The 14,543-nt window shown below is 35.4% G+C and carries 14 protein-coding genes; 6 read left to right on the top strand and 8 right to left on the bottom strand.

Annotation, left to right across the window (positions count from 1 at the left end):
- Window positions 1-101: 101 nt before the first annotated feature.
- Window positions 102-1,289 carry an FtsW/RodA/SpoVE family cell cycle protein gene (locus MHB65_RS22630; protein ID WP_205445902.1) on the top strand — a complete coding sequence of 396 codons (1,188 nt, stop codon included), beginning with the start codon at window positions 102-104 and terminating at the stop codon, window positions 1,287-1,289.
- Window positions 1,290-1,346: 57 nt separating this feature from the next.
- Here MHB65_RS22630 and MHB65_RS22635 read toward each other — a convergent pair whose 3' ends face one another.
- Window positions 1,347-1,484: an Lmo0850 family protein gene (locus MHB65_RS22635; RefSeq protein WP_004232019.1), complete on the bottom strand. Its 138-nt coding sequence runs from the start codon at window positions 1,482-1,484 to the stop codon at window positions 1,347-1,349.
- 365 nt (window positions 1,485-1,849) lie between these two features.
- On the opposite strand from MHB65_RS22635, the gene MHB65_RS22640 reads away from it, so the two are divergent.
- Complete coding sequence (locus MHB65_RS22640) at window positions 1,850-3,016, top strand: MFS transporter (protein WP_342441806.1); 1,167 nt, start codon at window positions 1,850-1,852, stop codon at window positions 3,014-3,016.
- A 342-nt stretch (window positions 3,017-3,358) separates the two neighbouring features.
- Window positions 3,359-4,816: a cardiolipin synthase gene (gene cls / locus MHB65_RS22645; RefSeq protein WP_342443780.1), complete on the top strand. Its 1,458-nt coding sequence runs from the start codon at window positions 3,359-3,361 to the stop codon at window positions 4,814-4,816.
- Between the two features lie 52 nt (window positions 4,817-4,868).
- Here the strand turns inward: cls and MHB65_RS22650 are convergent, their stop codons facing one another.
- From MHB65_RS22650 to MHB65_RS22665, 4 genes are all read right to left on the bottom strand, one after another.
- The gene (locus MHB65_RS22650) at window positions 4,869-5,648 is read right to left on the bottom strand and encodes a M15 family metallopeptidase (RefSeq protein WP_342441807.1); all 780 of its coding nucleotides are present in this window, start codon (window positions 5,646-5,648) and stop codon (window positions 4,869-4,871) included.
- A 154-nt stretch (window positions 5,649-5,802) separates the two neighbouring features.
- Window positions 5,803-6,051, bottom strand: a complete 249-nt coding sequence (locus MHB65_RS22655; protein WP_342441808.1) for a hypothetical protein — start codon at window positions 6,049-6,051, stop codon at window positions 5,803-5,805.
- Between the two features lie 55 nt (window positions 6,052-6,106).
- Window positions 6,107-6,868 carry a membrane protein insertase YidC gene (gene yidC, locus MHB65_RS22660; protein WP_205445906.1) on the bottom strand — a complete coding sequence of 254 codons (762 nt, stop codon included), beginning with the start codon at window positions 6,866-6,868 and terminating at the stop codon, window positions 6,107-6,109.
- A 177-nt stretch (window positions 6,869-7,045) separates the two neighbouring features.
- The gene (locus MHB65_RS22665) at window positions 7,046-7,840 is read right to left on the bottom strand and encodes a helix-turn-helix transcriptional regulator (protein WP_004232009.1); all 795 of its coding nucleotides are present in this window, start codon (window positions 7,838-7,840) and stop codon (window positions 7,046-7,048) included.
- 505 nt (window positions 7,841-8,345) lie between these two features.
- Here MHB65_RS22665 and MHB65_RS22670 point away from each other — a divergent pair.
- The 3 genes from MHB65_RS22670 (at window position 8,346) to MHB65_RS22680 (ending at window position 12,169) form a co-directional block, all read left to right on the top strand.
- Window positions 8,346-8,996, top strand: coding sequence for a LytTR family DNA-binding domain-containing protein (locus MHB65_RS22670; RefSeq protein ID WP_004232004.1), 651 nt, complete (start codon window positions 8,346-8,348; stop codon window positions 8,994-8,996).
- Between the two features lie 353 nt (window positions 8,997-9,349).
- Window positions 9,350-10,870, top strand: coding sequence for a succinate CoA transferase (locus MHB65_RS22675; protein WP_205445907.1), 1,521 nt, complete (start codon window positions 9,350-9,352; stop codon window positions 10,868-10,870).
- Between the two features lie 132 nt (window positions 10,871-11,002).
- Entirely contained in the window at window positions 11,003-12,169 is a 1,167-nt protein-coding gene (locus MHB65_RS22680; protein ID WP_342443781.1) for an MFS transporter, read from the top strand.
- Between the two features lie 17 nt (window positions 12,170-12,186).
- On the opposite strand, the gene MHB65_RS22685 is transcribed toward MHB65_RS22680, so the two are convergent.
- From MHB65_RS22685 to MHB65_RS22695, 3 genes are all read right to left on the bottom strand, one after another.
- Complete coding sequence (locus MHB65_RS22685; protein WP_205445908.1) at window positions 12,187-12,495, bottom strand: hypothetical protein; 309 nt, start codon at window positions 12,493-12,495, stop codon at window positions 12,187-12,189.
- Between the two features lie 498 nt (window positions 12,496-12,993).
- A complete protein-coding gene (locus tag MHB65_RS22690; RefSeq protein WP_205445909.1) occupies window positions 12,994-13,275 on the bottom strand; it encodes a GNAT family N-acetyltransferase in 282 nt (93 codons plus the stop codon).
- A gap of 235 nt (window positions 13,276-13,510) precedes the next feature.
- Window positions 13,511-14,425 (bottom strand): DUF1002 domain-containing protein, encoded by a 915-nt coding sequence (locus MHB65_RS22695; RefSeq protein ID WP_342441809.1) that lies wholly within the window; start codon window positions 14,423-14,425, stop codon window positions 13,511-13,513.
- Between the last annotated feature and the right edge of the window lie 118 nt (window positions 14,426-14,543).

Here is a 14,543-nt window from a genome sequence, read left to right on the forward strand (position 1 = left end):
GATGATAATTTGCTTTCTTCTTTGACCAATTATAAACGAAATAGGAAGAATCGCATCACATTTACTCATATTGAGATACTATTTTAATTTAGGTGGCTTTTATGGAAAATAAACGAAATTTCGCAAATCGTTTTGACTGGACCCTTGCTTTTATTCTCTTCACTTTTCTAGTCATTAGTTTGTTAGCTATTGCATCTGCCCAAACATCAGGTCAGTATGGCATTAACTACGTACCAAAGCAAATGCAATGGTATGTGATTGGTGCAGTAATTATTGGTATCGTCATGTTTTTTGAGCCAGATCAATATAAAAAAATGTCATGGTATATGTATGGAGCAGGGATTGCCTTACTGGTACTGCTTATTTTTATGCCTGAAGGAGAAGGTCAAATCGGTGCACCTGTAAATGGTGCTAAAAGCTGGTATCATACGCCGATTGGGAATATTCAGCCTTCTGAGTTTATGAAAACTTTTTACATTTTAGCACTAGCACGATTAATTAGTAAGCACCATGAAGTTTATTCATTAAGGTCTATTAAAACAGACTTTTTGCTACTAGGTAAAATCGCAATCACTTTAATTGTACCTTTGGCTATCATTTTGAAGCAGCCTGACCTAGGTTCAGCTCTTGTATTCTTTGCCATTACTGCTGCTCTTATTATCGTAGCAGGAATTTCTTGGAAAATAATTCTACCGACATTTTTAGGTGGCATGGTAGCAGGTGGCGCACTACTGTGGATGGCACTCTATATGCAAGATTTCCTAGAGAAAACATTTGGTTTTAAGGCGTATCAATTTGCGCGTATTTATTCATGGCTAGATCCCTATTCCTATTCATCTAGTGATGGCTATCACTTAATTACTTCTTTAAATGCGATTGGATCAGGTGAAATTTTTGGTAAGGGTTTCCGAAATCGAGAGGTATATGTAGCTGAGAACCACACCGATTTCATTTTTACCGTAATAGGTGAAGAATGGGGCTTTATTGGCGCTAGTATTGTTATTTGTATTTTCTTCTTATTAATTTATCATCTAACAAAGACAACACTCTTATTGAAAGATCCCTTCTCGACCTATGTTTGTGCTGGGATTATCGCCATGATTACTTTCCACGTTTTCGAAAATATAGGAATGACTATTCAATTATTACCTATCACAGGTATTCCACTTCCGTTCATTAGCTACGGAGGAAGTTCTCTGATGGGAAATGCCTTAGCCATTGGACTGGTCTTTAGTATGCGATTCCATTATCGAACGTATATGTTTACAACACATGATGAAGATGAATAAATATAGAAAAAAGGAAGTCTCTATGTGCGAGACTTCCCTTTTTCTATTGGAAACGAGTTAAGCTTGAACTTGCGGAGTTTGCGTTGGTGGTGTGAGCACTTTTAAAAGTTCTAGTCGAGACTTTGTTACAGTGGCTGTTACACCCAACTTAGATAAATTCGAAACAATCTTTTTCAAATCTACTTCTTTTGTCATACATTCCACCTCAATCTTTCCTCGATTTTATATAACGTTTTATTTACGAAAAAGTTTCATTTTTCTACGCGTATGATGTCTGACAAATTTATCATACCATTTAACTTACCTTTAAAATTTTTCAATTTTGTTACATTGTAAATTTTTCACACCCATCTAACTTTACCACCAAACATATTTAAATTACCCAAAATGGCTACATATTATTCACTGATCAGAACATAGGTTTAAAAAATCTTAAAACGCTTTATTTCTTTACTGAATAATTCCTCTTAATCCAAGCTTCTCCTTCCCTATTCTTGTAATCGCAAGAACAAGAAGGTTAGAATATACATATTGAAATATGTATGAAAGCAGGGAACTGTATGAAAAAGGCTATTTTATTATTGATGTCTGTTCAATTCCTCGTTTATCTAGGGTTCGGCATTATTATTCCCGTCTTACCAGAGGTAATTGTGCAGCAAAACTGGAATGATCTCCACGTAGGTGGTTTACTGACCGTGTATTCACTTGCAAGTTTTTTCACAGCTCCATTTTGGGGTATGCTATCAGATAAGGTAGGGCGTAAACAACTGATCCTAACAGGTCTAGTTGGCTTTAGCCTTAGTTTTGTTATTTTTTCATTATTTATAGATAATCTAGCTATATTGTATGTGTCACGTATAATTGGTGGTTTATTTTCTGGAGCATTATATACTGCAGTAACAGGATTTATTGCTGATATGTCCAGTGAAGAGGATCGCAATAAATATATGGGCTTTATGGGCATGTCCATTGGTCTTGGTTTTATTTTTGGTCCAGCAATCGGTGGGATGTTAGGTCATTATAGCTTGCAATTACCATTTATTGCATCCGCCTCATTAATTGCACTATTATTTATTTATGCAAGTTTCGTCCTAAAAGAACCTGAAAAACGAAAAGATTCAAATAAACGTGCTATCGTGCCAAAAGGTGCTGGAACCATGCTACAATACCGTGTGCGCTATCTATTTATGTTTTCATTTTTAGTAACATTTATGCTAGCGGGCGTTGAAGCTACATTCCAACTATTTCAAATCGAAAAAATTCACATTACACCATTACAAATTGGTTACTTATTCATGTTTAGTGGCCTTGTTGATGCAGCCATTCAAGGCGGGGTCGTTCGACGCATAAAAAATGGCCGTGAGACGACATGGTTAATCAGTGCACAAATTGTAACTGCTATCGGCATGCTTTTATTCACATTGACAGCTAATCTTTTTATCGCTGGGCTTGCCCTTTGTGTCTTTACAGCAGGTAATGCAATCGCAAGAACATGCGTAGTATCACTCTCCTCTAAAGAATCTGGAGGACAATATGGAACTGCCGCAGGGCTGTCCTATTCAATGGATAACTTAGGACGTATTCTTGGCCCATTATTTTTCACATGGTTATTTACCGTACAAGCAAGTCTCGGTTATTATATTTCGGCAGCGATAGCCCTCCTTTCTATAAGTCTGATTTATATATATAAGGCATCCAGTAAATCATTGCGTCATGAAAATATATAACATGTTGCACTTTATTGCTTTCAGGAGGCATAAGTGAAAATCGGAGAGATGTTACTTTCAACTGCGTTCACAGAAAATAAATTTCCTGTGAACCCTAACTTCCCAATTATCAAACATTTAATATAGGGCCTTATGTGTTGGGGCAATTTTCGTTAGCCTAGAAAAGCTTCTTCTCTGATATTTTATTTCAATGAGAAATTACTAATTAAACCATCGGATTATCTCTGATATGTCTAAGGGATAATCCTTTTCCATGCTATCTAGCCATTTCATATCTTCTTTCCTCATTTGAAGTAGGCTATACTAAGTATGTTGTTAACAATAGTAAAGGCAGGTGTAGGAATGAGCATTTTTACAGATATAGAATATTTAGTTCCTTTAACTTTGTTTTTTAATATTTTATTAGCCTTGACCATCATTTTCTTAGAACGTAAAGATGCTACCTCTACATGGGCATGGATTCTCGTATTATTTTTCCTGCCATTAGCTGGATTTATTTTGTACTTATTACTTGGAAGACAATTACGAAGAAAGCATTTATTCCGTTGGGAAGGACGCAAGGATATTGGGATTGATAATCTCATCAACTATCAGATGGATGCTATTCGTGATGAGACATTTGAATTTCGCATTGCCAATGCAGAAAATTATCAAGAGATGATTTATATGCACCTCAGAACAAACAATGCGGTTTTAACGCAGGACAACCATCTGGATATTTTTGATGATGGCGCCGATAAGTTTGAACAACTCCTTAAAGACATTGAAGTAGCTAAAGATCATATCCACATTCAGTATTATATTTTCCGACTTGATGACTTAGGTACACGTATCGTCAATGCATTGATAAAAAAAGCAAAGCAAGGCGTTAAGGTACGTCTTCTCTATGATGAAATGGGCTCTCGTAATGTAAAAAGGCGCCATTTTAAAGAATTGCTGCATGCTGGTGGTGAAGTAGAAGTTTTCTTCCCATCCATTTTGCCACTTCTTAATCCTCGTTTAAATTTTAGAAATCACCGAAAAATCGTTGTCATTGACGGCCGAATTGGCTATATAGGTGGATTTAACGTCGGTGATGAATATTTAGGATTACAAAAAAAGTTTGGTTATTGGAGGGATACACACTTACGTATTGAAGGTAGTGCTGTACATCCATTACAAACACGCTTTTTACTCGATTGGAACCAAGCTAGTGCTCAACAAAAAATGGGGTACTCCGATCGCTATTTCCCTGCCATTCCGAAGAAGGGTGACGTTGGTTTGCAGATTGTTTCAAGTGGACCAGATTCAGACTGGGAGCAAATAAAGATCGGTTACTTAAAGCTGATTAATATGGCTAAAAAATATATTTATATTCAAACACCTTATTTCATCCCAGATATTAGTTTCTTAGACGCCATTAAAATTGCAACCTTGTCAGGCATTGATGTACGTATTATGATTCCTAACAAGCCTGATCACATGTTTGTTTATTGGGCAACTTATTCTTATGTGGGTCAATTATTACGTGCAGGGGCCAAAGTCTACATTTATGAAAAGGGCTTTATTCACGCGAAAGCTATTATTATTGATGACGAGGCATCCACTGTTGGAACAGCGAATATCGATGTACGAAGTTTCAGTCTAAATTTTGAAGTCAATGCCTTCATATATGATGCCAATATATCGCACCAACTGGCAGAGCTGTTTGAAAAGGATATTTTTGATTGTACGGAATTAACCTGGGAAATGTATAAAAACCGTTCAACACTGATTAAATTTAAAGAATCTATTTCCCGTTTATTAACACCCATTTTATAAAAATAAAAAGGAAGAGAGCCTGTTCATAGAAGAACCGCTTCTCTTCCTTTTATTATTTCACGCCTAGATATTCTTCTAACGTAATATTTTTCTTTGTAATGTCTTTTGCAACCTCTTTGCCCACATAACGATAATGCCAAGACTCATACATATAACCTGTTATCTCTTCTTTGTTTTGAGGGAAACGCAAAATAAAACCATACTCTTGTGCGTGCGCAAATAGCCATTGCCCTGCTGGGGTTTCGCCAAACTCTTCTGTCAGCCACACGTCTTCTTTTCCACGCTCTCCTATATCAAACGCTAAGCCTGTCTGGTGTTCCGAATAGCCAGGACGGGCACTGTATCGATCTGCTGCCGCCTGCCCATCACGTTTAACATAGTTATCATAAAGTGTTGTTTGATATTCAAAAGAACGGTAACCACTAAATGCAACTAAATCAAATCCTTGCTGCTTGGCAGCCGCTAACATTTGATTTAACGCTTCTCTTGCTTCTGGATTTTCTTCAGGTGCAAAGGTAGAAGGAAGCGGATAAATTTTATTGGCTAGCAGAATACCATTGATATAAGTTGGTTCGGTAGGTAATGTTTGATTTGGAAGATAGCCATTTTCGTCTGGTTGTGGCTCTGGCTTTGCGGGTGTTTCTGTATTGTCTGGTTTCTCTGTTGCTGTAGTATCTTGTTCAGTTGTTTTGTTTGTTTCTGTTGTTTTTGGTTGCTCATCAGCTGCACTATTTGCTTGATTATTCTTATAGTTGTAGACGACAAAAATTGCGACGATTAACGCGATAGATATGAAAGCACCAACGATAAGCGGAAGACGATTGTTTTTCACTATTTATACCCCTTTTAAAATATCAGGTATCTAAAAGGATGATGTTCTTATAGCTTTTCACCTTGAAAATACCTATTTTATTGTATTACTAGTTATACTCTTATTTTAGCACTGTTCACATTTTCAGGTGTAAATTTCCTACCTAAATATTCAATTAATCTGTTAGAACGATGGCAAATACGACTATAGACGCAATTGCGAAAAAAATCGCCATATACTGCATCCACTTCGCTTCTTTTACATAGCCTTGCTCTTTAAAGCTTTTCGCTCTAAACCCGTTTGATAAGGCGAACATGATTGTCATTGCAAGTACGGCAAAATTAAATTTCCCTAAAATAATAAACATGAGTGCCGCAATACTAAAAATTGCGACAAGAATAGATGATAGCCATTTTCTGTTCATCTTGCTGTCCTCCTAAAAAAATCGAGGCAACAAAGGCGCCTCGACATCGATGAATTTATTTTTTTGCTTTCTCGGGATGTTCCGAATAATATTTACGCCCAATATATGTTTGAATAATCAACAATGCACCACTGACAGACCAATACAAAGGTAGTGCTGCCATAGAAGACATGGAGATAAAGACAATCATAATTGGTGAAATATAAATAAACATTTTCATCTGAGCTTTTTGTTGCTCAGGTACAGTCCATAAAGATACACGAGCCTGGACTAGGTAAACAATCCCTGCCACAATAGTCATTACAATATCAGGTGACCCTAAGCTAAACCATAAAAACTCATGGGATTTCACATCTGCAGAATACAAGATCGAGAAATACAGACCCATAATAATCGGCATTTGAATTAACATCGGTAAACAACCCATATTAAGAGGATTAATACCATGCTTTTGATATAGAGCCATCATTTCTTGTTGATATTGCGTTTGCTCTTCTTTTGTCTTAGCTTCCTTCATTTTTTTCTGAACGGCTTCCATTTCAGGTTTAAAAGCATCCATCTTCGTTTTCATTAATTGCTGCTGACGATAGTTTTTTAACATAATCGGCATTAAGACTAAACGAATTAGAACCGTAATCGCAATGATTGCTAAACCATAGCTTCCTGAAAAGATATCATTCCCGAAAAACTCCAATAAAAATTCCATAGGTTTTACAAAGATACTATAGAAAAAACCTTCTTTGTTTTGCACAGCTTGACAGCCACTAAGAACAAAAACGGCAAGACCAAGCATTGAAAATAGCTTCAAATTTTTCATTTTTCCACCTACTATTATTTATCAACTACTGTGAAGTATACCTTATAGGGTCTCTCTTTATCAAATAGCAAGTGCTACTCATTCCTTAAGCTGTTTCCTCAGATGATTCATCAAAAAAAGATGCGAGCTTTAGCAACGCTAATATGTTCGCACCTTCTCATTCTCTATGCTCAAAATCTAGACATTTTGTAATTCAGTCTCTGCCATTTCAAAACGATAAAATTCATGATGAAGTTCGTCTCTGAAATGTTTTGGCGTAACTCCCGTATATTTTTTGAAAATCCGAGTAAAATAGCTTTGATTACAAAAATGGAATTGATCTGAGATAGAAGTAATACTTTTGTTTGTATGTCGTAAGTAGTATTGTGATTCTTCTACACGTCTAACATTTAAATACTCAACCAATGTAATACCTACATGTTCTCTAAAAATACGTGATAAGTGACTAGTACTTATATGAAAGTTATTTGCGATACTTTCTACAGTTAAATCATTTTCAAGCTCGTCATTTATATACATTATCACTTTGTTAACAGTTTGATGTCGGAAAGTCGGTTGTTTGCGATCTGCAATAAAGTAAACAAAGAAATCAATTAAATCATCAGCAAATTGTAAAAACTCTGCGTCTTTCATCTGATTTTCTATCATATCGTTACACGCAATATTGAAAGCAAATGCTTTTTTCGAAGGTACTTGATTGTCCAGCAATTTACGAGCAACAATTGATGACAAAACAGAAAAATAACTTCGAACGATTTTAATGACCTGTTTGCCAAAACGAATTGAGAGAATATCAATTAACTCATGCAAAGATTTTTTCGCTTTTGCAGATTCTAAATGGTAAATTTCAAAAATTAATTTCGACTCAATATTAAAAAATTCTTCGACACCGATATATTGATTAATATTATCGATTTCTTGGAAGTATCTTTTGGATATCGTTTCTGACATAGAATGTTGATGTAGTTGCATAATCTTCCCCATCTTTCCTCAGAGTGCACGAATTGCATGACAATATTTGACACCAATCCCGACGAATTAAAAATAAGAAAATAGTATTTACTTATTCAATATAAGAACTGAGTCCTATTTCACAAATTTTATTAACAAATAAATCAAAAATAACCCTACTAAAACACCAGATCTAAAAAAAATAGACTATACAGTGAATTTTACCATATTCTGCGATTTCCTTTCAACCACATTTTACTTGCTACTCTAGTTCTAATTTATCACATATGCATAGTAGAAACCTCGTAAACTTATTCCTAACAATTAAATTTTACCATATACATATCAAAATAAATTAGTCATTTTATAAATTTATTTACAAATTATACAAAACATCTTACATCATTCTAATGGATCATTCGACATTTTTCTATTTTATTCCTAAATCTTCTCTATATAATTTATATGAATATGTAGTAAAATAGATGATAATACTATTTTTAAAAGTTTAGACGAGGTGTTTAAAGTGGATCCAAAACAAATAGAAGAGATTATGGAGATCATTAAGGAGTTCTTCCCTGAGAATACGTCCATTGCTATCTCTGATACAAATGAATATTTGTATTACCAGCCAAGCAAGAAAGTTGATTTAAAAATTAAACCTGGTGACCCTATTAAAGAAGGCTCAGCCGCACACAAAGCATTAAGCTATGGTCAAAAAATCAGCTCTTACATTGAACCCGATGTCTTCGGTGTCGCTTATTATGGCATGAGTATTCCTTTAATGGAGGAAGGCGAAACAAAAGGAGCTATTACTGCTATCTTCCCGCAAAAACCATCAGCATTCTTAACAAACTACATTACAATCAAAATTGATGATTGCTGGTACCCAATCAAACATGATCAAGTTATTTATTTAGAAACTCAACTCCGTAAAACATTTGTTAAAACAATGACTCGTGAAGGTTATCACCGTTTAAACCTAAGTGATTTAGAGCTATTTTTAGCACCTGACTCATTTATTCGTTGTCACCGCTCTTATATCGTTAACATTGACTACATCGATGAAATTCAACCAGATTCACACTCAACGTTTTTATTAATTATGAAAGATGGTACACGCATCCCTGTTAGCCAACGCTATGCAAGCTATTTCCGTCGTTCTTTAGGTTTCTAATTTGTAAAGAACAGCGAACAATTTGATTAATTGTTCGCTGTTCTTTTTTGTACACAAATTAGCCACATTTGGCCCCTCGTTTAACTATTTTTACACTATTTTTAATGTAGAAAACATCTAAATTTATACAGTTCTACAATAAAACGTTTTCTCTGTCGAAAAAACATGCTAATGCTCGATTTTCCTTTTTTTACTCAATTTAATGCTAATTCTAAAGTTTTTGTGACAATTTGGTGATAGTATTATTCAAATGGTTGGAGTCATACTACAACTGAATAAACAGAAAATTCTTAAATGTTTTTTCTAGTTTTGTAATCGGTTTCCATCAAAATTATTTAGGGGAGGATTTTTTTATGGATGCAAATGTTCAAAAACGCCTAGGTTTAAAAGAACTTGAGAGTAAAATTGTAACTGCTGAAGCTGCAGCAGCACTTATTTCTAATGGTGATGTAGTTGGGATGAGTGGTTTTACTCGTGCTGGGGATGCAAAAGTTGTTCCAATGGCATTAGTTGAGCGCGCTAAAAATGAAGAATTCAAAATTGATGTATATACAGGTGCATCATTAGGACCAGAAGTAGATAAGTACTTAGCAGAAGCTGGTGCAATTCGTAAACGTGGACCATTCCAAGGAGACGCGGGTATCCGTAATTTAATTAATTCTGGGGATATCTTATATGTAGATGCTCATCTTTCTCATAATGCTGAGCTAGTACGCCAAGGAATCATCGGACCAATTAACTATTTAATTCTTGAAGCTGTTGCAATTACTGAAGATGGATTAATCATTCCAACAAACTCTGTAGGTAACTCACCAATTTTTGCAGAATATGCAGAGAACATTATTATCGAGTTAAATATTTCACATCCTGAAGCTTTAATCGGTATCCACGATATCTATGTACCAGGTGAGCAAGGTAACCGTGAAGCAATCCCAATGACAAATGCTATGCAACGCATTGGTGATATTGGTATCAAAGTTGATCCAGCTAAAATTAAAGCAATTGTTATTTCTGAAGAGCCAGATGCTCCTTCATTAATCGTACCACCTGATGAAGAAACACAAACAATGGCTAACATTTTATTAGACTTCTTCAGTGATGAAATTAAAGCAGGTCGTTTAACAAAACAATTAATGCCATTACAATCTGGTGTAGGTTCTGTAGCAAACGCTGTACTTGATGGCTTTGCAGATTCAGAATTTGAAGATTTAATTGTTGCATCTGAAGTACTTCAAGATGCTGTATTTAACTTAATCGACGCAGGTAAAGTTAAATTCGCCGCTGCAACTTCAATCACACTTACTGAAGAATTACAGAAAAAAGTATACGGCAATTTAGAGAAATATGCTGATAAAATTTGCTTACGTTCACAAGAAATTTCTAACCATCCTGAGCTTATCCGTCGTTTGGGACTAATCTCAATCAACACTGCTCTAGAATTAGATATCTATGGTAACGTAAACTCTACACATGTATCTGGAACACGCATGATGAACGGTATCGGTGGTTCAGGTGACTTTGCACGTAATGCACGTCTTGGTATTTTTGTTACAAAATCATATGCAAAAGGTGGAGCAATTTCATCTATCGTGCCAATGGTTTCTCATGTTGACCATACTGAGCATGATGTTGATGTAATCGTAACAGAGCAAGGTATTGCTGACTTACGTGGTCTTGCACCAAAAGAACGTGTACCTTTAATTATTGAAAACTGTGCACACCCAGATTACAAAGAGCAATTATGGGATTACTACAACCGTGCAGTGGAAGCAACTGGCAACCACCAAACTCCTCATCTTTTAGAGGAAGCACTTTCTTGGCATGTAAATCTTGCTAAAAACAAAACAATGAAAAAAGAAGTTGCAAAAGCTTAATTACAGAATTCTCGTGCGTCTAATAAGTTAATACTTATTAGACGTTTTTTTTGCGTAAAAGCAAAACATCAGTGATAAGTATAATCAATTAGAAAATGCTATAATAGGACTATATCAATCTTATTGACTATAATGTTCTATTTCATCGGAGGAGCTATGAAGAAATTTATCTATGCTATCATTTTCTTTTCGTTTTTTGACCTTTTTACCCAGCTTCCTGTTATGAGTACTTATGCTGAGTCTTTAGGTGCATCGGCATTTCTAACTGGTCTTGCAGTGGGCATGTATTCGCTTTCCAATACGTTCGGTAATATCATTTCTGGCTTTTTAACGGATCGCAAAGGACCTTTTATCATATTAATAGTAGGTCTTCTAACAACAGGTTTAGCGTTAACATTTTATAATTTAGTAGAAGAGCCAATTGCACTATTAATTGTACGTTTTATCCATGGTCTTGTTGCAGGCTTCATTGTTCCTGCTGCCTTTACATTTCTAGCAAACGCCACCGATCAGGAAAAAAGAGGAAAGGGCAGTGCTATTTCAGGTGCTTTTGTTGGTATAGCAGCGATTATAGGCCCTGCATTTAGTGGTATTTTAGCTAGCCGAACAGGTGTCCCATTTGTTTTCAATATCACAGCAAGCTTTATGCTTCTGTTAGGGATACTTGCGTTCTTTATATTGAAAGCAAATCAAGTAAAAAAAGAGAAGGCTGAACCGAGTAACTACATTCCGATTAGTGTCTTTTTTAATAACAAAGGAACATTAAAGGCATTTTCAGGAGCCTTTTTCTTAATGTTTTCTCAAGGTGTCATTGCCTATCTACTTCCGCTGAAAGTACACTCCTTAGGCTTTGATTCTCGTTTAAGCGGCACTTTAATGAGTACATTTGGTATTATTGCTGTCCTTGTTTTCCTATTACCTACTAATCGTATTTTTGATAAGGTCAATCCACTCAAAACATTGTCTTTTGGGATAGGTTTAATGGGAATAAGTCAATTATTAATTAGCCAAGCAGATTCTAGCTCTTTACTTTATATAGCGATGGCTTGCTATGGAATAGGATTTGGTTTCCTTTTCCCTTCAGTCAATTCGCTGCTAATTGACTCTACAACTGCTGAAGTACGAGGAAAAGCATACGGTTATTTCTATGCATTTTTCTCTCTTGGTGTAGTTTTAGGCTCTTCTTTACTGGGTTGGCTATCACTTGGTACTGTCAGTGGCTTTGTATTTACTGGCATCGTATTATTGCTCTTTGCAGGCTTTATTCTTATCCCACACAAAAGACCTTCTCATGCTTAGATGAGAAGGTTTTGTAATTATTTTTCCTTATCTTGAATTTCTTCATTATAGAAATGGACACCAGTATGTCCTCCACCTTCAGCTACCATTTCATTCGAGGCAATTTTAGTTGGTGAAGTACCAGCCTCTGTTGCTACCTCTGTTGCTACACGTTCAGCAATATTGTCGTGCATATCAGGACCTGTTGTAAGATACGACTCAAATTTTGTTTTCATACTATTAAACATCGTTAGTGCTTTATCACGATTCTCTTTTTTACTGAAATAAGATGCTGCTAATCCTGCTAATCCTGCAACGACAACACCTGTTCCTTTTCGTTTTGCCATAGTTTATTACCTCCTAAAAATATAGAAACTAGCTCTGTAGTATAGTTTTTCCCTATTCTTAAAAGAATAAACATTATTTTTTTATACCTTCTAGCATATATATCAATGTAAGGCTAATACTTGCTCTTTTATCTAGTAATCATTCTACCAATTCAATGCAGTTCGTCTCGTTTTAATGCAGACAATCTCACTCAACCTCCCATTAAAATCCAGCTTTCACACCTTCAATTTTTGCATTCACCAAAATTTTGTAACTATTTATGATTATAAAAGGCAAGTAAAGGGAATTAATGAATTAATACTAAAAATAGGAGAGTGGTTAGGATGAAAGATTTCGATTTAGCATATGATTGGATAGATATAGCTTCATTAATTGGCGGGGCTGGCTTCTTAACAGTACTAATTTATAGCGTTATTCTACTATAAGGAGCTGCTTAAATGATTTGCTCTAGTAATTAAAAGGCAATCCGCTTAATTAAAAGCAGATTGCCTTAGTTTTTATTGTTTCACATCATTATATGCATCTGATTTTTCAAATGCTGCCACAACATAGGAACAAACGGCCTCCATCTTATAGCCATTTTCACGTGCATACGATGCTGCTTGATCGAGTAATTGTTTGGCCACACCTTGACCACGGAGCTTATCTGATACATATGTGTGATCCATTACCATTACTGAGCCATTTTGCTGCCAAGTAATTTCTGCTAGTTTTTCCCCTTCTTGCTCATTCAAAAATGCAAACTTATTTTCCGCTAGTTGTTGTAATTGGAATTCCATTTCTCACCACTCCTTTTATTCATAGTACCATAGCTTTTTATATTTTCACAAAATTTGTGTACCCTTCTTTTATCCAATCAATGAAGCTATATCCAGACTAGAAAATCGGTTAACTTCCTGTGTCAAGAACATCTCACTTCAAAATCTATCACCAGCTGAATCAAAAAAAGAATCTGTACACCTACTCTAGCAAAGTGAGAAGGCATGACAGATTCTTTTCTATCAACTATAAATTTTAGTTAAACCATGAAGAAATAGTATCTTTTAAATTAGCAAAGAAACCTTTCACACTTTCCCAGAAACCTTTATCTTCCATAAGTGAGCCAAATTTTTCTTGGATCGTGTTACTGATATCATTTAATTGATCAGACCATTTACTAAAATCAATGTCCAACTTACTTATTTTATCCATTAAATCTACTAGCAATTGACGGTCCTTTTCACTTAAATTAATTTCAAGCTTACTTAATTGCTCTTGTACAATTTTTTCAACATCTTCACGTGTTGCTGGCTTTAATTCTGCAATTTGTTTTTTAATTTCTGTCAGTAATTCCGCTACTTTTGCATCGTCTACTCCTGCAGATTCTGCAATGGATGTTGCTACTGATAATTCTTCGTTTGCTACATCTGTACGATCAATATCCAGTGTTTCACCTGTAGTGACCTCATATGCCTTGTAAATACCTACTAACGCTGAATGCCCTGTAACGGCTTTCGGGGCAGCTACCTGTACGGATGCATCCTGAATTCCTGCTGTTAACATCGCATTGGCGTACATCTCTGAAGTTACCTGCGTAATATTAGATGGTGTGACAATTTGTATTACTAGGCCTTCTCCTGCATCTCTGCGTGTAATTTTTGCAGAAGAGTACATACGGGAGCTTGAATTACTATTTTTAATGTATTTTACTAGATCCTCACCAGACACAGTAATTTCTTCGATTTCAGGTTCTTCACTTACTTTTAATGATTTTTTGACAGATTCTTTTTCAGCCTCAGATAAATTTGCGCCATACACGACGATCGGTACGCCTAATTTTTCATCAATTGCTTTCGGAGGCGTATTATCAGATGCAAATCCTGTTGCTGGTGCCATCACTCCAAATACCAACATTGTAGCAGTTAGTATTTTAATCCATGTTTTTTTCAAATCGTGTGACCCCTTTCGCTAAAACTTCATAATTAGCAAGTATAATGTATGCCACTATACAATTATTAGTACGAAAAAAAGACGAGAAGGTTTCAAGGATGTCTCTCGTCATTTTCCT

It is taken from the genome of Lysinibacillus sp. FSL K6-0075 (genome assembly GCF_038592945.1).
GTDB classification, from domain to species: Bacteria; Bacillota; Bacilli; order Bacillales_A; family Planococcaceae; genus Lysinibacillus; species Lysinibacillus fusiformis_F.